A 19,261-nucleotide genomic window follows, 5' to 3' on the forward strand; every position below is an offset into this window, starting at 1 on the left:
CCTTTACCGTTAGTTTACCTAGCGAACCCCGGCGAGCCATTCGACGCCTCTACGTTCCTTTCATGCAACTGAGCAGAATATTGTCGTGCGCCGCCGTAACCGTCGCACTCCCCCTCACCGCCCTGGCGGCCCCGGCCGCCGCATCGCCAACCGGCAGTCTCGACTGGTCCGGTTCGTTCGGTAGTTCAGCGCCCCAGCCGGTTTCGACGTTCGACGTCCAAGCCCACCGCGGCGGGCTCGGCCTGTACACGGAAAGCAGCCTGGCCGCGTTCGCGAATGCCCTCGAAATGGGCGTCAGCACACTGGAACTCGATACCCAGATCACCGAGGACGGGATCGCTGTCGTCACGCACGATCGTAAGATCTCGAACAAGAAATGCCTCGACACCGAGCCCGCAACTGCGGGTGACCCGGAGTTCCCGTACGTCGGCAAATTCGTCAACACGCTGAGCCTGCAGCAGATCAAGACCATGGACTGCGGCACTCTCCCCCTTGCCGGATACCCTGAACAGCAGAATGTTCCGGGAGCGAAAATGCAGACGCTCGAAGAAGTGCTTGCCCTGGTGAAGTCGTACAACGCACCCGGAATCAAGCTCAACATCGAGACCAAGGTGGAAGCGGGAGCGCCTCACGAGACCGCCCCGCGTGAGCAGTTCGTCTCTGTAGTCCTCGATACGATCCGGGCAGCCGGATTGTTGGACAGCGTCACCATTCAGAGCTTCGACTGGGGCTCGCTCATGCTCACCCGTCAACTCGCGCCGAGTGTCCCCGTCGTTGCGCTCACAAACGGCGACTTTCTCCAGGTAGGCAAGGACGGAGCGTCACCGTGGCTCGGCGGTCTGGACATCGATGATTTCGGTGGCGACGGCATCGCGGCGGTAGCAACCTTTGGTGCCTCCGCCTACTCCCCCGTCCAAGGAACTCCGCAGGGCGGAAAGGTCGGGGATCCCGGTTTCACCCTCTATCCGACAGCCGACATGATCGCGAGCGCACATGCGCGTGGCATGAAGGTCATCCCGTGGACCGTCGATGATCCCGCCACCATGCACGCCCTGATCGACCTCGGTGTCGACGGGATCATCACCGACTACCCCGATCGTCTCCGAGCCGTTCTGGCCGAGCGAGGCATGCCACTACCTGCACCTGCGGTCAAGAAGTAGCCTCCACCGCGCACCGAAGCAGGTACCTGAACAGGTACTACGGCCGATGTCCCCGGGGTCCCGTCGGCCGCATCCTGGACAGGTACTTGCTCGGGTGATCGGAGGTGAATTCTGATGATGTCTTTGAAGGATCAGTTGGACAACTGCGAATACCTACTTGCCGACGCGGAAATGGCCGGCGACTGGAATGCTGTCCGGCGATTCAGGGAATACCGGCTCAGGCTCGTTCGACAACTGTGCAGGCAAAGGGCCGCCGGCCTCTGCGCCTAGAGGCCCGACCTCAACCGTATCTGAGCTGGTCCCTCTGGGCGGTTACGATCCGCCGTCGCCCGAGTCACAGTCGGGTGCTCTCACCAATTGAGCTACAGAAGGTATGGCCCGCAGTGCTTTTCGACTGCGATCTTTCTCTGCCGAACCATACGGGCCCGCATCTCTTCCGCGCTACTGATTTTCGAGTAGACGATCTACACCGACCACCGCTGTGAGTTCGGTTTCCGCGTCCCCGCGGGGACGTCCCCGTCGAGGCCACACCGAATCACCGCTGACCAGTAGTCGATGGGATGATGACCTGCGTGTCCATGTCCCCACCGCTGCCCGTCAAGAACGGGGTTGGCCCGACGCGCCTACGCATCCCGCTCTCTGGGCCGTGGGCGACGATCGCCGAGTACGTCGTAGCCAAGTTCGACCATCTGGACGCCGAGAACCTGTATCGGCGGTTCGACGACGGCGAGTTCGTAGATACCGACGGCCACTCGATCTGCCTGAACACAGAACTCAGCGCGCACCGGTTCGTCTGGTACTACCGTGAGTTGCCGGCGGAGGACCCGGTGCCGTTCCACGAGGAGATCCTGCACACCGACGACGATCTCGTCGTCATCGACAAGCCACATTTTCTCCCGACCACTCCGAGCGGGCGATACCTGCGTGAGTCGGCGCTCGTCCGACTGCGGGTCCGTCTCGACAACCCAGATCTGACCCCGATCCATAGACTCGACCGCGGCACCGCAGGGGTGGTGATGTTCTCGGCCCGCCCCGCGACGCGCGGCGCGTACCAGTCACTGTTCGAGAAGCGTCAGGTCACGAAGGTCTACGAGGCGGTGTCGGCGCGACCGACCCGGCGGGGCCGGGATGCACCAGCGCTCGACGTCCCTCTCGTTTACCGCAACCACATCGAAGCTCGACGCGGCGAGTTGCGAGTCGTCGTCGACGACAGCCGTGAACCCAACTCCGAGACCATGATCGAGGCGCGAGGGATGGGCGTGAGTGCCTCCGGACGTGCTGTGCTGCACACGGTTCTACGTCCGCAGTCCGGACGGATGCACCAGTTGCGAGTGCACCTGGCAGCTCTCGGCGCCGGGATCCTGGGCGACCGGCGATACCCCGACCTGCTGCCCGACGCGCCGGACGATCATTCCCTCCCACTCCAATTGCTCGCGAGGGAACTCGAATTCACCGACCCGTTGACTGGGAGAGCGCGGCGGTTTGTGACACGTCGGACGCTCAGCGAGATACCCGCGTTTGACTGCTGTGCCCACCGGCAATTAGAGAGTCAAACTGCTGATTCCGTATCTCAGCTTGCTTGCGAACTGGTTCCAGGGCGCGAACCTGCTTCGGGCCGCATGTGACAAGCGAGATGCTTGGAGACCAGCGGCCGCGCAGTGCGGCGTATTCCCCCGCCACCGTTGGAACCGGTGCCCAACGACCTGTTGGAGTCCACACAAACGGACGAGGCGGTGCCTAAAATGCGAAAAGTACGGGTTACCGCTGTACCGCTCTCGCCCCCGCCATGCGGGCCAGCCGGCAGGCGCCTGCCACGAGTGACCCGTACCGGTGCCGCCCATCTCGACATACGCCTGCTCATGGCCTCAATCCGAACGAAATCCATCGACGTTGCGGCGCTGCGGTGACTGTCTGCGCGATGGCTGATTCTCTGGAAGCTCGCCGAGTCGAGTCAGCCATGCCATGTCGCCTCTCAGCCGGGAAACTGCTCACTTCTCAGCCCGTCGGCGAGCCATTCATTGGCCTGCCGCTAGACCGGAACTCGGCTACACATCGCCACGTAGCAACCTCATGACACCAACCCCTCATTGTCAGGTGCCTCCGACAAATCGTCGTCGGCGTTCATCCAGGCAAAGGCGGCAGTTACTGCGTCCTCGTCAGTCCCGAGGATGCCCAGTCCCTCGCGCGCGAGGGAGTAGAACTGTTCCACCCAAGACCCAGCTAGCTCGACGTTCCCTCCGGGGTTCAGCGACAGACTGGGTATTAGGTGCATTCCGTGGAGAACATTCAAGCACGGCTCCATCGCATGCGTTTCGACTGACCACCATTCGGAGTGCGCTACCCCGCTTGAGAGGGAGTACGCCTGCCGGTAGAAGTCCAGCAGACCGGATTCCTCCGCCATCGCCCGGATCGACTTGCCGCCAGCGAAGGTGTCTCGTGTGTCAACTGTCCGGTGATCAACAACGTCGTGATTGTGGCTGAGGCGCTGAAGTTCGTCGATGCTTTCGCGAAAGCCAGCGGTTCGCGCATCGTCGGGCAACTCATCTGAGATGCGGGCGTAGAGCTTTGCCTTACCTGCCCCGTATTCCTGGAACTGTCTGTAGATGGCTGGATCCTGCAGCGCCATCCAGTGGAGATTTATTTTCGTCTCAACCAACATGCGAGCTATATGCGCGCCATGCTCTAGACACCACAGATCGGGGGCGCCCAGCACCGCGATGAGATCACGCCCGGCTCGGGCCACAAGCCCGGAAATCACCTCCTGCCGTTCGTTCGAGTAGAGATGGGCCGGGGCGGTCTCCAGCGCCTCGACGAAGCTGCTCATCACGTCCATCGTGAACCTGCGCAGATTCTCACCATCCACGGACATGGATGTCGGCTCGGCTTGATCGGAGTGCGCGGCTGATGCAATGTTCCCGGCCGGTTCGCCGTCATCCGGTTCAGTGCGGCCGTCATGGGAATTTTCGACAGCCCGCTTCCGGACGCAACGAGATGTCATAGAGTTCACTCCCCAGAAAACACGTGCCCACTTAATCGCTTCATCGAAGTAACCCGGATCGTTGAACTTCACCATCGCTTTGTGCGCGCCCCAGGAAGCACGAACCATGGAATCTGCTGCCGCGCGATTGTCCAGATTACCCGGGTAGTCTTTCAGGAGTTCGATCATCTGGGCATCAGAACTGAAGGTTCCCGCCTGGACCGCACTCCAGGTGCGCAGGCATTTAATGAGCGCTTCGCGGTGGCCGCCGCGTAGGACCGAGAGCAACGCATCGCGAATAAGGTCCAGATCAGGTTGCGCTGGGGGTTTGACCTCGATGTCGCCGACAAGCCACGGTGCAGGGCGGAACGGATATGAGACCAGCGCGCGAACAACTCCCGCCGAAAGCAGGCCTTGACGGTCGGCCTCCGATACAACTATTCCGACTGAGTTGGGGAACTTCTCGGCAAGGCCAGCCAAGTGTGTAAGGCGTCCATCCAACGATTCCGCGACAAAGGCAACTTCCCCATGGTGCGCGAGCGATTCCTGGACTGCCTTCTGCCACTTCACGAATCGTCGAATGCTGTCGTTCCCGTGCTCAGCCAGGACGAGTGCGGGCCAGAGAAGGTCCGGGAAATCGTCCTTGATCCAATTCTCGATGCCCAGCACACCCGTCGCAGCGAGCGGGGACTTGTAGACGCGACCCTTTCTTACATGGCCGACCATAGGTCCAGCGTGTTGGTTTGGCTTCGGGAAGCTCATGTAAAGAAGCTACCCTCTGGGTCTGACGCGGCAGACTTGACGACGTCACGTCCCCGGATCTCGGGGCATGACCGCGACTCGACACGAGTATGGGCAGCACTCTGCACGTGGGTACGGAACCCCGGTAGTTTCTAGCGCTGTCACCAGATGATTCGACCCGACTCAGCCAACGAGACGAGGTTGACGGGCACTCTGGTAGATATGGCCCGTCTTCCTGTGCGGATGTAAGGGTTAGACCGAAAGCGGCTACACGTTGAAGCGGAACTCCACCACATCGCCGTCGGCCATGACGTATTCCTTGCCCTCCATGCGGACCTTGCCGGCAGCCTTGGCCGCGGCCATGGAACCCGCCTCGACGAGGTCGTCGAAGGACACGATTTCAGCCTTGATGAAGCCGCGCTCGAAGTCGGTGTGAATGACGCCGGCAGCCTGGGGCGCGGTGTCACCCTTGTGGATCGTCCAGGCGCGAGCTTCCTTCGGACCAGCCGTCAGGTAAGTCTGCAGTCCGAGGGTGTGGAAGCCGGTGCGCGCGAGAGCGTGCAGGCCGGGCTCGGTCTGACCGATCGAGTCGAGCATTTCCTGGCGATCTTCCTCGTCCAGCTCGAGCAGTTCCTGCTCGACCTTCGCGTCGAGGAACACGGCGTCGGCCGGAGCGACGGAAGCGCGCAGGTCCGCGATCTTCGCCTCGTCGGTGAGCACAGACTCGTCGGCGTTGAAGACGTACAGGAAGGGCTTGGTGGTGAGCAGGCTCAGTTCACGCAGCAGCGAGAAGTCGAGCTTGTCCTTGACGCTGAAGAGCGTCGTGCCCTCGTTGAGGAAGGCCTGAGCCTTGAGTGCCTCGTCGTGGGCCGGCTTGAGCTCCTTGTTCTTGCGAGCTTCCTTGTCCAGACGCGGGAGAGCCTTCTCCAAGGTCTGCATGTCGGCGATCACCAGCTCGGTCTCGATGACCTCGATGTCCGAGGCCGGGTCGACCTTGCCGTCGACGTGGATGACGTCGTCGTCGGCGAAGACGCGAACTACCTGGCAGATGGCGTCCGCTTCACGGATGTTGGCCAGGAACTTGTTACCCAGGCCTGCGCCCTCGGACGCTCCCTTGACGATGCCGGCGATGTCGACGAACGACACGGTCGCGGGGAGGATGCGCTCGGAGCCGAAGATCTCGGCGAGCTTCTGCAGCCGCGGATCGGGCAGCTCGACCAGACCGACGTTGGGTTCGATGGTCGCGAACGGGTAGTTCGCTGCCAACACGTCGTTGTTGGTCAGTGCATTGAAAAGGGTGGACTTGCCGACGTTGGGCAGTCCGACGATTCCGAGGGTAAGGCTCACGGTCTGTGGATTCTACGGCCTCGCGGCGACGTGACGGGTACTCGCCCCACCGTCACGTCGCGGCAGGTGATCAGTTGTAGGTATACGAATCGACGGACGACACGATCGCAACCAGGAAGATCACGTAGAACGCGATGAACAGCACCCAGCAGATGACGGCTATCAGGAGCGAAATCTGCCCGAGCTTCTTCACCCGCTCGGACGCGTACTGCGCGCCCTGGTGATCGCCCATCGCCCACTTCGGGTAGATGTCGTGGAGATGGTTGAACGCGGCGAACGCGATAGGCCAGAAGAAGATGATCGACGCGACGGCCCATCCCGCGTTGGACTTCGGCGGACCGTACTGAGGCGCCGCGTACGTGGGAGCAGCGCTGTACTGCTGGGCTGCGCTGTACTGCTGACCGGTCGGATACTGCTGTCCGGCTGAGTACTGCGGGTCGGTCGGGTACTGCTGGCCCGTCGGATATTCCTGGCCTGCTGAATATTGCTGACCGGCTGAATACTGCTGGCCTGCCGGATACTGCTGCTCCTTCGGATCCTGCGGGTCGGTCGGATATTGCGGTTCGGTCATCATTCCCCCAAAGAGTCGGATTCGGTTCTCTATCGCAGAACCTAGTGGAGACTTACCGCTGCCGTGTCACAGTGAGCGCCTACGCTCTCGAGGTGACTCGGATGCTGATCGTGCTCTTGATATGGATAGTGGGTCTCGGCACCGCCGCGCTCGCAATTGTCGCCTCGCCCGGATGGTGGGTGATCGCTGTCGTCACACTCGCGCTGGCGGCCATGGGCACCTACGACCTCACTCAGAAGTCCCACAGCATCCTCCGTAACTATCCGGTCCTGGGGCACGCGCGATTCCTCCTCGAGAAAATTCGACCGGAGATCCAGCAGTACTTCGTCGAATCATCCACCGATGGAATGCCATTCGATCGCGAAACGCGAGATCTGGTTTACGAGCGGGCAAAAGGAACACTGGCGGAAGAGCCCTTCGGGACCGAGCGCGACGTCAATGCGATCGGCTACGAGTTCATGACGCATTCGATTCGCGCACGGACCGCCCCCGACACCGTTCCCCGAGTTCGCCTCGGCGGACGCGATTGCACGAAGCCGTACGACATCGCTCTCCTGAACGTCTCCGCGATGAGCTTCGGGTCGTTGTCCGCCAACGCAATCGAGGCCCTCAACGCCGGCGCAGCCAAAGGCGGCTTCGCTCACGACACGGGCGAAGGCGCGATCAGTCCGTATCACCGCAAACACGGCGGCGATCTGATCTGGGAAATCGCCTCGGGATACTTCGGATGCCGGACCGAGGACGGCCGATTCGATCCTGACCGTTTTGCCGAGCGCGCAGGCTCCGACCAGGTGAAGGCCATTTCGATCAAGCTCTCGCAAGGTGCGAAACCCGGGTTGGGTGGCGTGCTTCCCGGAGTCAAGGTCTCCCCCGAAATCGCCGAAACCCGCGGGGTACCCGTCGGCCAGACCGTGATTTCGCCACCCGCGCACACCGCGTTCAGCACCCCGGTCGAACTGGTCGATTTCATCGCGACCCTGCGAAAACTGTCGGGAGGCAAGCCGGTCGGGGTGAAACTGTGTGTCGGCTCGCGTCGTGAATTCCTCGGAATCTGCAAGGCGATGATCGAACGCGGCATCACGCCCGACTTCATCATCGTGGACGGTTCCGAAGGCGGCACCGGCGCAGGTCCGGTGGAGTTCGAGGACCACATGGGCATGCCGTTGACCGAGGGCCTGATGCTGGTGCACAACGCTCTGGTGGGAACTGGTTTGCGCCCTCTCGTGAAAGTCGGCGCTTCCGGAAAGGTGGCGAGCGGTTCCGACATCGTCAAACGCATCATCCAGGGCGCAGACTTCACGATGGCGGCCCGCGCAATGATGTTCGCAGTGGGCTGTATTCAGGCCCAGATGTGCCACACCAACCGCTGCCCGGTCGGCGTTGCCACTCAGGATCCGGCACGCACCCGCGCACTCGACATCCCCGACAAGAGCGAGCGCGTCTACCGCTTCCAGAAGGCAACTGTCGCCAGCGCACAACAGATGATCGCGTCGATGGGCATCGATTCCTTCGACCAACTGCAACCGGGAATGCTCAACCGCCGCGTCGACGGTCTCACCACTCGCACCTATGCCGACCTGTTCGACTGGCTGATGCCGGGCGAACTGCTCGACTCCCCGCCGCAGAGCTGGCTCACCGATTGGATCGACGCCGACGCTCACCGATTCTGACGTCGGTCGACTCCCGCGTTTCAGATCGCGCGGATTCACCCTTCTGGTCCTACAGTGACAGATGGCCCGCTGTGACGGCGGCCACACGTGCACTAGTGGACGGAGTTCGACGATGAGCTTGACGACTGCGCCGGAACCAAATGTCGAGTACCTGAAAACCGATCCTGACCTGCCACCTGTCGGCGTCATCGACAAAACACCCATCTCCACGACTGCGCGCGTCGTCTTCCTTGTTCTCGGACTGGTCGGCGCGGGCGCCTGGTACATGATTGCGATCGTCCGCGGTGAACACATCAGTGCCGTCTGGTTCGTGTTGGCCGCAATTTGCACTTATCTGATTGCCTACCGCTTCTATGCGCGGTTGATCGAACGCAAGATCGTCAAACCCCGCGACGACGTCGCCACTCCCGCCGAGATCATGGAGAACGGCGCCGACTACATGCCGACCGACCGTCGGGTGCTGTTCGGTCACCACTTCGCGGCAATCGCCGGTGCCGGCCCCCTGGTCGGACCCGTGTTGGCCGCACAGATGGGATATCTTCCGGGAACGATCTGGATCATCGTCGGCGTCGTGTTCGCCGGGGCGGTGCAGGACTTCATGGTCCTGTGGATCTCGTCGAAGCGCCGCGGGCGCAGCCTCGGTCAGATGGCCCGCGAAGAACTCGGCCTCGTCGGCGGCGTCGCCGCACTGATCGGCGTGTTCGTCATCATGATCATCCTCATCGCGGTGCTCGGACTTGTGGTCGTCAATGCGCTCGCCGAGTCCCCGTGGGGAGTGTTCTCGATCGCGATGACCATCCCCATCGCGCTGTTCATGGGCGTGTACCTGCGGTATCTGCGGCCGGGCAAGGTTTCCGAGGTCTCCCTGATCGGCGTCGTCCTGCTTCTCCTGGCCATCGTCTCCGGTGGTTGGGTAGCCGATACCGGTTGGGGCGCAGACTGGTTCACACTCTCGAAGGTCACCATTGCGTGGCTGATGATCGCGTACGGATTCGCCGCTTCGGTGCTGCCGGTCTGGCTGCTCCTGGCACCGCGCGACTACCTGTCGACGTTCATGAAGGTCGGCACCATCGCGCTGCTGGCCATCGGAATTCTGGTCGCACGACCCGCGCTGAACATGCCGGCAGTGACGCCGTTCGCCTCCAACGGCGAAGGCCCGGCCTTTGCCGGTTCACTGTTCCCGTTCCTGTTCATCACCATTGCCTGTGGCGCACTCTCGGGCTTCCACGCACTGATCGCGTCCGGTACGACGCCGAAGCTGCTCGAGAAGGAAAGCCAGACCAAGATGATCGGGTACGGCGGCATGCTGACCGAATCGTTTGTCGCGATCATGGCTCTGGTCACCGCCTGCATCCTCGATCAGCACCTGTACTTCGCACTCAACGCTCCCGCGGCACTGACCGGTGGAACACCGGAAACCGCAGCCGAATACGTCAACAATCTGCCCCTCGGCACTGCCCCCATCACACCGGACGTGCTGACTCAGGCAGCCGAGGCCGTCGGCGAAGAATCGATCATCTCGCGAACCGGCGGCGCCCCGACGCTCGCGTTCGGAATGTCCGAAGTGCTCAGCGACGTCTTCGGCGGCGACTCGCTGAAATCGTTCTGGTACCACTTCGCGATCATGTTCGAGGCGCTCTTCATCCTCACCACGATCGATGCCGGCACCCGCGTCGCTCGATTCATGCTCTCCGACTCGCTCGGCAACTTCGGCGGTCCGGCGAAGAAGTTCAAGGACCCGTCGTGGCGCATCGGCGCGTGGCTGTGCTCGCTGATCGTCGTCGCTGCCTGGGGCGCGATTCTGCTCATGGGTGTCACCGATCCGCTGGGCGGAATCAACACACTCTTCCCGCTCTTCGGCATCGCCAACCAGCTACTCGCCGCGATCGCACTGACGGTGGTCATGACGATCGTCATGAAGAAGGGCCTGTTCAAATGGGCCTGGATTCCCGGCGTGCCGCTGGTGTGGGACCTGGTCGTAACCATGACCGCGTCGTACCAGAAGATCTTCTCCGACAACCCCGCGATCGGGTACTGGGCTCAGCACAACGTGTTCAAGGACGCGAAGGCTGCCGGCGAGACGGCGCACGGTTCCGCGAAGACTCCGGAGGCTATCGATGCCGTCATTCGCAACACCTTCATCCAGGGCACGTTGTCGATCATCTTCGCGTCACTGGTGATCGTCGTGGTCATCGCCGGGATCATCGTATGTGCCAAGGCAATCCGAGCAGGCGGGCTGCCGACCACCGAGTCCCCGGAAGAACCGTCGAAAATCTTCGGACCCGCCAGCTTCATTCCGACGCCAGCGGAGAAGGAAATCCAGAAAGAATGGGACGAGCTGATCAAAGCCGGGAAAGTCCGGGCGCCCGGCGCCGCACACGGAGGTGGGCACTGACCATGACGACGGCGACCATGACGGCAAAACTCACCACAGCGTTCCGCGGAACGCTGTGGTGGGTTCGCTCGGTGATGGGTGATCTCGACTATCAGCGCTACGTCGAGCACACCCGACGCCACCACGCCGACTCACCGGTAATCAGCGAACGAGAGTTCTGGCGCCGCCGTCACGCAGCAGCCGACGCCAACCCAGGCGCCCGCTGCTGCTGAATCCGGTCAGGGGCAGGTGGCCTTCGCGAGTTCGTAAATGTGGCCGGCCTGCTCGTCGGTGGGCTTGTTGCCGTTGTTCTCGGCCAGGTCGGTGATCTTGGTCTTGACCTCCGCCTCGTCCGTGCCGTTGGCGACCTCGGTACACGTGGTCGTCAAGATCTCCTCGATGTCTGCATCGTCGCGGTTCTCCGCCAACGGTGCGTAAGCCCCACGGAACGTGGCGACGAACAGCGCCGTCTTGCCCTGATCGATGGCGTTGCCCGCTGACTGTTTCGCCGTCTCGAGCGCCTGTTGCCCGCTCGTGACTGCCTCGCTGATCTTGTTCTGCGCGTTGTCCTGATCCTCGGTGCTACACGCGGTGAGCCCGAGAACGACGATTGCTGCTGCCCCGACTGCTGCTGCGATTCTCATGACGGAAATGTTAGTCCGATCAGCATGCTTCAAAACACAGTATTGCAGCGCAACACACGAGTTATCGCATGCAGTCGTTACGATCAGCTCAGCTAGATCACCGGATTCGCACATCGGCGAGGAGATCCCTGCGCCGACGGAAAGGACGATCAGTGAGCGAGCAAGACAAGGGGACGTCCGCAGGGGTGCGCAAGCGCGACCGCGGCGAGATCATCGGGCAAGGGGGTATGTGGCTCGCAAAATGGTCGTTGGTGTTGGCGTCGATTTCGCTGGGCGCCTGGATTTTCGGCTGGCTGATCGAAAAGCTCTGGGTCATCATCCTGCCGGTGGCTCTGGCTATCGTTGTTGCGACAGTCATGTGGCCGCCGACCCGCGGCATGATCAAGCGCGGGATGCCACCGGCCGCGGCAGCCGGCATCACCCTGGTGCTCTCGATCGGAATCCTGGCCGGTGTGATCGCCGGCATCGTTCCGTCAGTGGTCAGCCAGGCCCCCGAGCTCGCGAACAAGACCACCGAGGGCATCAACCAGGTTCAGGACTGGCTCCAGGGTCCGCCGCTGAACCTGAAGGACGACCAGATCGACAACGCCGTCCATGCCGTCATCACCAAGGTGCAGGAAAGTGGAACCGCCATCGCTTCAGGCGTTTTCAGCGGCGTGAGCACAGCGAGCTCGTTGTTGGTCACGCTCGGTTTGGTCCTGATTCTCGCTTTCTTCTTCATCAAGGACGGACCGAGGTTCATCCCCTGGCTCCACGCTGTCGGCGGCGGCCGTGCCGGTCGGCATCTCGAAGAGGTCCTCACCCGCATGTGGGACACGCTCGGCGGATTCATCAGGACACAAGCACTGGTGAGTCTGATCGACGCGGTCTTCATCGGCGCCGGACTGCTGATACTCGGGGTCCCGCTGGCACCGGTGCTGGCAATTCTCACGTTCATCGGTGGCTTCATCCCGATCGTCGGTGCCTTTGTCGCCGGCGCCCTGGCCGTGTTGGTTGCGCTGGTGGCCAACGGTCTCACCACCGCCATCATCGTGTTGATCATCATCCTGGCCGTTCAGCAGATCGAAGGAAACGTCCTTCAGCCTGTGCTGCAGAGCAAGTCGATGAAACTCCACGCCGTCATCGTGCTGCTTGCCGTGGCCGCCGGTAGCTCGCTGTACGGCATCGTCGGCGCGTTCCTCGCAGTGCCCGTCGCCGCTGTGGCAGCAGTTGTCATCCGGTACATCGGCGAGCAGATCGACGAACGCGCAAGCGACAACGAGCCGATGCCCACCGGCGATGCGTCGGACATCCTCGAGGATCAAGACGACGACGCCGAGTCAGAGGTAGAGAACAAAAAGGCCTGATCAGCCCGCGATCACCTTCACCGAGGAGCCTGCACGTCCGCGAATGACGTGCAGGCGACTCGGGATTCGCTGCCTCATCTCGTCCACGTGACTGACGATGCCCACCACTCGTCCACCGTCGCGAAGCTCGTCCAACACAGCCATCACCGAGTCGAGGGTGTCGGCGTCGAGAGTGCCGAATCCTTCGTCGATGAACATCGTGTCGAGAACGATTCCGCCGGACTCCGCCGCAACCACATCGGCAAGTCCGAGGGCCAAAGACAATGACGCCAAGAATGATTCACCGCCCGAGAGCGTCTTCGCCGAGCGAACGACACCCGTGAAGTCGTCCCGGATGTCGAGCCCCAGACCGCCGCGGCGACCCCGAGAACCTGCCTCGTCACTGTGCACTAACTCGTATCTGCCCCCGGACATCCGCTGCAGCCGAACCGATGCCGACACGGCGATCTCTTCCAACCGCGACGCGAGCACATACGCTCGCAGCGACATCTTGCGACTGTTCTGACCTTTGCCGGCGATCACGTCGGCAAGCGCCGCGAGTTCGTCGTGCAGTTCACGCTCAGGTGCAACCGCTTCGTATGCCTTCTCGAGTTGTCCGCTGAACCGTTCGAGATCCGACACACGGTTCTCGGCCAGGGAAGCAGCTGCAACAGCCGAGTTCACCACCTCGGCGCACTGAAGAGCACGCTCGCGAGGACCGTCGACGTCGACTGTCTCGACTTCGCTCACCGCAACGACCTCGGGGTCGTCGAGGACCGTCCGAGCGGCCACCTCGAGGTCGCGTGCTTTGGCGAGTTCCGTTTCGATCGCTGCGATTCGGGCCGGCGATCTCACCCCTTCGATCGCAGCCTCGACCGAATCGAATCCAGCAGCGGCCGCCGCAGCGGCCAGTTTGGTCGACAGTTCCGCCGATCGCGCCTGCGCACGAACGGCGTCGTCACGCATCTCAGACGCCGCCGAGGCAGCGGAGGCAAGCCTTTCGAACCGCGAGCGCTGAGCAGTGATGGTCGAATCTTCTCCCACCGCAGCGACGATCGCCGCTCGAATCTGCTCGACCGTGGCCGACAGAGTCGTCGTACGCTCGGTCAGTGCCGCCAATTCGGCCGTCAGAGAAGCGGATTCCTGTTGCAGCTCGCCGTCACGCTCGTTGAGATGCCCGAGCTTGTCGGCCAACCCTCCAACCTGACCGGCAGAGTGGGTCGCCTCGTCAACGGCGTTCCGAGCCGCGGCGCGGAGCCTGTCGAGTTCTGCGACGTCGCCGTCCCCGCCGCGGGCGATCACCCGGTCGATGTCACGGTCGACGGTTACCTGGCGGTCGACTACCTTGCTCAGGGCTTTCTCGGCCGCACGCTCGGCTGCGGACGCGACTTCCAGATCGGGCTCGGTGACCGTCACGACATCAGACTGCGCCGGCGCAGGGTGTTCACGCGAACCACACACCTGGCATGGGTCACCGGGCGCGAGTGAACTCGCCAACTCCGCAGCCATGCCCTCGATACGCTTCTGCACGAGGTCGAGCCAGCGCCCGCGAGCACTCTGATGGGCGTCGCGCGCATCCAACACCTGCACACGAATCTTCTCGGCTTGCGCACGCAGAGAGACGAATTCATGAGCCGCTGCCGCAGCATCCGATGCTTTGGCCAGTGCAGCTTCGAGGCCGGGCAGAGCCGCGTGCGCGCGTTGCGCATCCTCCAGTCGTTGGCCGGCCGAGCGCACCATTTCTGGCAGTTGAGTGCGTTCAACCGCGATGGCATCGATGCGCTCGGACAGAGCGTCTCGCCGAACTCCGAGTTTCTCGATCTCGGCTTCTGCCGCATCGGCTCTGCGGGCATCCTCCGCCATTGCGTCCAGGCGAACGATCTCGTCACGCCAGGTCCGGATCCGAGCTACGACGCGTTGACGCTCGTCGTCGGTGGGTGGCCACACCTCCGGCACGAAAATCTCCGGACCGCCCGTTGCGGAGTAGGTCGACATCGCTGCGGTCATCGATTCGACTGCGGCAGCGAGGTGCAAGCCGGCAGCGTCCACATCGCCGGCGACAGCGGCCACCGGCAGTGCGCGCTTGGCGGTCTCGAGTTCAGCGCCGATCACAGCTCTTTGGGCGGCGCCCGTATTGAATGCTGCGAGTTCAGCGGTCGCACGATTACGGCGAGCGACCAGATCTGCGGTTCGCTGCGCAACGGTGAGCACCCGATTAGCCTCGGCTGCTGCATCTTTCGCGGTCACCAGCTCCGCAAGACTTGTATCGCGGGTGTCCTGAGCCTCGGCGAGGAGTTTGCGCGACCATTCCAGTGGGTGTGCCTCGGCGCCTACCTCGAGTCCCGCAGCTGTCTCGACCTTCGCGAGCAGCAGCCGCACGGATTGCTCCCTTGCCGCGAGCGCGGTCGCACTTGCCTTTCGCTTGGCGTCGAACCATGCCTCGACGGAGACAAAACGCTTGGTGTCGAACAGACGCTCGAGCAGTTTGCCTCGCTCGTCACTCTCGGCACGCAGGAATTTGGCGAACTCACCCTGCGGCAAGAGCACCACCTGGAAGAACTGATCAGCGCTCATGCCCATGAGGCGGTTGATCTCGTCACCGATGTCAGGGATGCGCGAAAGATTCTCGCCGCGGCCGTCCAACCACGTCAGTGTGGCCTTTGCATTCTCTGTGATCGAACCGGTCCCGCGCTTCTTCGGACGCGAATACTCTGGACTACGAACAAGTTTGATTCTGCGACCACTGATGGTCGCTTCGAGTTCCACGCGCGGCACCGAACCGGCGGGCGCGTGATCGGACAACAATCGCTTGCCCTCGTTGCGCGCACCCGGCACCCGCCCGTACAGGGCAAACGCAACCGCGTCGAGGATCGTGGTCTTGCCTGCACCGGTGTCGCCGTGCAGAAGGAACAGCCCGTCTGCACCCAATCGGTCGAAGTCGACCTCGACAGTGTCGGCAAAGGGCCCGAAAGAGCTGACTTCGAGTTTGTGCAGCCTCACGCGGTTTCACTCAGTTCTACCGTGGACTCCTCGGCGCGCGCGGCAGCGCTGAGCGCTTCGGCCATCAACGTGACCTCCCGCTCGGACGGGTCACTACGCACGGCCGAGACAAAGCCGCGGGCGATCTCCATGTCGGTTCGACCCCGTACCGCGTCGCGATACTTGAGATCCGATTGTCCTTCCGGCCTTTGCCATTCGAGGTGAACGGCAAACGGGAAACGTGCCTGGAGCTGCCTCATGGCATCGACGGGACGAACCGGGTCGGTGAGCAAAGCGGAGACGTAGCACTGCTCGGAATCGGCGTACTTCGACTCGGTGAGAAGTTCCTCGAGAGTTCCCGTCACCTGGCTCAGCCCCCGAATCACCGGAAGATCGAGGCGCTGCACCGACGACAGACCGGCTGCGTCGAGTTCGATCAAAAGCGCAGCCTTGCGGTGGCTGCGCTCACCGAACGAATACGGCAACGGTGAACCTGAGTACCGCACACTCTCCGAGAGCATCTGCGGAGAATGCAGGTGTCCGAGGGCGACATAGTCGACGCCGTCGAATTCGCCCACTGCGACGGTCTCCACTCCGCCGACCGAAATGGAGCGTTCCGATTCAGACGCCTCACCGCCCACGACGAAGGCATGCGCGAGCAGTACCGACCGAGTCAACGGATCGGTAGCTGTTCGTTCGGCGAGGTCTCGCCGAACACGCGACATGGCCGCTCCGAGGATGTCGGAATGAGTACGAGCCCGGGGCACGTCCAACTCGACGCGCGTGATCTCCGGCTCGAGATACGGAATCCCGTAAAAGGCGACGGGCCCGAACTTATCGCTCAGCATCACCGGAGTACCGATCTGGCCGACTCGGGTGATCAAGTGCAAGCCGCCGGCAGCGGCAAAGGATGCCCCGGCTCCGAGCCGCACCGCGGAATCGTGATTGCCGGACGTCGCGACGATGACCGCCCCCGCCGCCCGGATTGCCTCGAAGCCTCGATTGCACACGGTGACCGCGTCGGAACTGGGAATCGAGCGGTCGTAGATGTCACCGGGCACGACCACGACGTCGACGCCGTGTTCGCGGACGGAATCTGCGATGGAACCGAGCACACTCGCCTGATCGGCCAACAGATCGACGCCGTGAAAGGTGCGACCTACATGCCAATCGGAGGTGTGCAGAATCTTCATGAATCCGACGGTAGAGCAGCCCACCGACACCGCCGATCTCCCACGCTGACGGCTTCGTCGGTGTGCCCCAACCCACGAGCGTCCGGTGACCCTGCACACAATCCGTCCGGTTCGTTTGGCGAAGAACCCGAAACCATCGCGCCATCGCGTCGATAAATGCGCCAGCCACGACCCGCACAAACACGGCCGACAACGCAAGAACCGCTAATGTCGTTATGTGTCTGCAACCCAACGTGCTCGCTCCGGGGTACCGCTGGACAAGCGATCGCTCATCGTGACCGTCCCCGGCCTGCCCTGGTGGGGAGTGATCCTGCTTGCTGCCGGTGTGACCGCCGTCGGCGTACTGATCGATGCCACCGGAGGCGGCGGAGAGCTCACCGCGGTGTTCTCGACGTTCTACTTCCTGGGCTGTCTCTTCGCTGTGGTTGCCGCTTCGAACAAGGCCCTCTTCACCGCGATGGCCCAACCGCCGTTGCTGCTCTTCGCTGCGGTGCCGATCGGGCACACGCTCATCGGCAAGGACAACAGCACCGCGCTGCGCGATATCGCGATCAACATCGCGTACCCGTTGGTCAACCGCTTTCCGATCATGTTGGCCGCAACCGTGGTCGTGCTGATCATCGGTGGCTTCCGGTACTTCCTGCTCAATCAGCGCCCCACCGGGCCCGCGCGCTCGACCCGCTCCCGCCGCTCGACGGCCACCACTCGTGACTCCTCTGCAGTTGCCACGCGAGAACAACCCGCACCCGAGACCGGGCGTCGACGCAGAGTCTCGGACGCGCCCGTCCCCGGGCCCCCGCGTCGCCGCGCCCCCGAGGTGGACGAGCAGCCCGCCTACCGAAGCACCCCCAGGCGCGAGCCGATCCAGGACGAGCGTCCGCTGCCGCCTCGGAGAAGCCCTCAGCCACCCAGGGTCGATCGCACGCACCAACCGCCTACGCGTCGCCCCCAGCCCGACAGTCGGCCCGTGGCAGACGACGACTACCCGTCGTACGGTCGCCGCCGGGCGCCCGAGCCCACTCCGTCGCCCAGACGTGAGGAGCGGATGGAGCCCTTCTTCGCTTCGGGTGACGACGTATCGCCGCCGCTGCCCCCTCGCCGCCGCCCACCCGGAGTCGATCTTCCCGCGTATCCGCCGCCGCGAGTTCGGTACCGCGATCGCGAAGAGCCCTGAACAGACGCGCCCGGTAGCACAAAAATGCGGGGCACCTTCCAGATGGAAGGTGCCCCGCATTTTCTTGTTTCAGGACGTGCGCGCTGCTCGCAATTCACGGGGAAGGGCGAACACCAGAGTCTCGTTGGCAGTGGTGACGGGTTGAACGTCGTTGTATCCGTGCTCGGCAAGAAGTTCGATCACGCCGCGCACGAGCACCTCGGGTACCGATGCGCCTGACGTGATGCCGACTGTCTGGACACCCTCGAGCCACGCGAGATCGACCTCACGGGCGTAGTCGACCAGGTACGACGCGGCAGCGCCCGCCCCGAGCGCGACCTCGACCAGGCGAACCGAGTTGGACGAGTTCCGCGAACCCACCACGATCACGAGATCACACTCGGGAGCCATCGCCTTGACCGCGACCTGACGGTTCTGCGTGGCGTAACAGATGTCGTCGGACGGCGGGTCCTGCAGATTGGGGAAGCGCTCACGCAGGCGCGCGACGGTCTGCATCGTCTCGTCGACGCTCAGTGTGGTCTGGGAAAGCCAGATGACCTTCGACTCGTCACGAACCGTGACCGCGTCGACCGAATCCGGGCCGTCGACGATGGTGACGTGATCGGGAGCCTCACCTGCGGTGCCCTCGACCTCCTCGTGGCCTTCGTGGCCGATGAGCAGAATGTCGTAATCGTCGCGGGCGAATCGCTTCGCTTCCTGGTGCACCTTCGTGACCAGGGGGCACGTCGCGTCGATCGTGCGCAGGTTCCGCTCGGCAGCCGAGTCGTGGACGGCCGGCGACACACCGTGCGCCGAGAACACGAGCAACGATCCCTCGGGAACCTCGTCGGTTTCGTCGACGAAGATCACGCCTTGATCTTCGAGCGTCTCGACGACGTGGCGATTGTGGACGATCTCCTTACGCACGTAGATGGGAGCGCCGTGCTTCTCGAGGGCCTTCTCGACGGTCTCGACCGCGCGGTCGACGCCGGCGCAGTAGCCGCGAGGCTCGGCGAGGAGCACGCGCTTGGCGCTGCCCTTGCGGGTGGACGGCGAATCAGCCGAGTGCGCGATACCGAGATTGAGAGGAACAGCCGAAGACATGTGATCAGCCTACTGGCACCTCG

At 63.0% G+C, this 19,261-nt stretch carries 14 protein-coding genes and 1 tRNA gene; 7 read left to right on the plus strand and 8 right to left on the minus strand.

The annotated features are described in order from the left end of the window. Positions 1–62 precede the first annotated feature (62 nt). Complete coding sequence (locus tag ACBG85_RS20070; RefSeq protein ID WP_179090764.1) at positions 63–1,160, plus strand: glycerophosphodiester phosphodiesterase family protein; 1,098 nt, start codon at positions 63–65, stop codon at positions 1,158–1,160. Between the two features lie 296 nt (positions 1,161–1,456). On the opposite strand, the gene ACBG85_RS20075 is transcribed toward ACBG85_RS20070, so the two are convergent. After that, positions 1,457–1,532: transfer RNA gene (locus ACBG85_RS20075), tRNA-His, on the minus strand. A 188-nt stretch (positions 1,533–1,720) separates the two neighbouring features. Here ACBG85_RS20075 and ACBG85_RS20080 point away from each other — a divergent pair. Continuing rightward, positions 1,721–2,785 carry a pseudouridine synthase gene (locus ACBG85_RS20080; RefSeq protein WP_372024516.1) on the plus strand — a complete coding sequence of 355 codons (1,065 nt, stop codon included), beginning with the start codon at positions 1,721–1,723 and terminating at the stop codon, positions 2,783–2,785. Between the two features lie 443 nt (positions 2,786–3,228). Here ACBG85_RS20080 and ACBG85_RS20085 read toward each other — a convergent pair whose 3' ends face one another. From ACBG85_RS20085 to ACBG85_RS20095, 3 genes are all read right to left on the minus strand, one after another. After that, positions 3,229–4,899, minus strand: a complete 1,671-nt coding sequence (locus ACBG85_RS20085) for a DUF5677 domain-containing protein (protein ID WP_372024519.1) — start codon at positions 4,897–4,899, stop codon at positions 3,229–3,231. A 246-nt stretch (positions 4,900–5,145) separates the two neighbouring features. Continuing rightward, on the minus strand, positions 5,146–6,225 hold the full coding sequence (ychF, locus tag ACBG85_RS20090; RefSeq protein WP_058037238.1) for a redox-regulated ATPase YchF: 1,080 nt from the start codon (positions 6,223–6,225) through the stop codon (positions 5,146–5,148). A 70-nt stretch (positions 6,226–6,295) separates the two neighbouring features. Then, positions 6,296–6,799, minus strand: a complete 504-nt coding sequence (locus ACBG85_RS20095) for a CD225/dispanin family protein (protein WP_030536246.1) — start codon at positions 6,797–6,799, stop codon at positions 6,296–6,298. 89 nt (positions 6,800–6,888) lie between these two features. Between ACBG85_RS20095 and ACBG85_RS20100 the strand changes: the two genes are divergently transcribed. The 3 genes from ACBG85_RS20100 to ACBG85_RS20110 all read left to right on the plus strand — a co-directional run bounded on the left by ACBG85_RS20100 (position 6,889) and on the right by ACBG85_RS20110 (position 11,073). Beyond that, on the plus strand, positions 6,889–8,466 hold the full coding sequence (locus tag ACBG85_RS20100; protein WP_372027886.1) for an FMN-binding glutamate synthase family protein: 1,578 nt from the start codon (positions 6,889–6,891) through the stop codon (positions 8,464–8,466). A 112-nt stretch (positions 8,467–8,578) separates the two neighbouring features. Further along, on the plus strand, positions 8,579–10,861 hold the full coding sequence (locus tag ACBG85_RS20105; RefSeq protein WP_007726338.1) for a carbon starvation CstA family protein: 2,283 nt from the start codon (positions 8,579–8,581) through the stop codon (positions 10,859–10,861). Positions 10,862–10,863: 2 nt separating this feature from the next. Further along, on the plus strand, positions 10,864–11,073 hold the full coding sequence (locus ACBG85_RS20110) for a YbdD/YjiX family protein (RefSeq protein ID WP_003945213.1): 210 nt from the start codon (positions 10,864–10,866) through the stop codon (positions 11,071–11,073). 6 nt (positions 11,074–11,079) lie between these two features. Here ACBG85_RS20110 and ACBG85_RS20115 read toward each other — a convergent pair whose 3' ends face one another. Beyond that, positions 11,080–11,484, minus strand: a complete 405-nt coding sequence (locus tag ACBG85_RS20115) for a hypothetical protein (protein WP_003945253.1) — start codon at positions 11,482–11,484, stop codon at positions 11,080–11,082. A 227-nt stretch (positions 11,485–11,711) separates the two neighbouring features. On the opposite strand from ACBG85_RS20115, the gene ACBG85_RS20120 reads away from it, so the two are divergent. Next, positions 11,712–12,830, plus strand: coding sequence for an AI-2E family transporter (locus tag ACBG85_RS20120; protein ID WP_372027887.1), 1,119 nt, complete (start codon positions 11,712–11,714; stop codon positions 12,828–12,830). Here the strand turns inward: ACBG85_RS20120 and ACBG85_RS20125 are convergent, their stop codons facing one another. Continuing rightward, a complete protein-coding gene (locus tag ACBG85_RS20125) occupies positions 12,831–15,809 on the minus strand; it encodes an AAA family ATPase (RefSeq protein ID WP_372024523.1) in 2,979 nt (992 codons plus the stop codon). Continuing rightward, positions 15,806–16,981: an exonuclease SbcCD subunit D gene (locus tag ACBG85_RS20130; RefSeq protein WP_214927031.1), complete on the minus strand. Its 1,176-nt coding sequence runs from the start codon at positions 16,979–16,981 to the stop codon at positions 15,806–15,808. Before ACBG85_RS20130 ends, ACBG85_RS20125 begins: the two co-directional genes overlap by 4 nt. Before the next feature lie 217 nt (positions 16,982–17,198). On the opposite strand from ACBG85_RS20130, the gene ACBG85_RS20135 reads away from it, so the two are divergent. Beyond that, a complete protein-coding gene (locus tag ACBG85_RS20135) occupies positions 17,199–18,155 on the plus strand; it encodes a DUF6542 domain-containing protein (RefSeq protein WP_372024526.1) in 957 nt (318 codons plus the stop codon). Positions 18,156–18,224: 69 nt separating this feature from the next. Here the strand turns inward: ACBG85_RS20135 and ACBG85_RS20140 are convergent, their stop codons facing one another. Continuing rightward, positions 18,225–19,238: a 4-hydroxy-3-methylbut-2-enyl diphosphate reductase gene (locus ACBG85_RS20140; RefSeq protein WP_003945273.1), complete on the minus strand. Its 1,014-nt coding sequence runs from the start codon at positions 19,236–19,238 to the stop codon at positions 18,225–18,227. Positions 19,239–19,261 lie beyond the last annotated feature (23 nt).

Origin of the sequence: Rhodococcus sp. NyZ502 (assembly GCF_041464245.1) — a bacterium.
Classification (GTDB): Bacteria; Actinomycetota; Actinomycetes; order Mycobacteriales; family Mycobacteriaceae; genus Rhodococcus_F; species Rhodococcus_F qingshengii.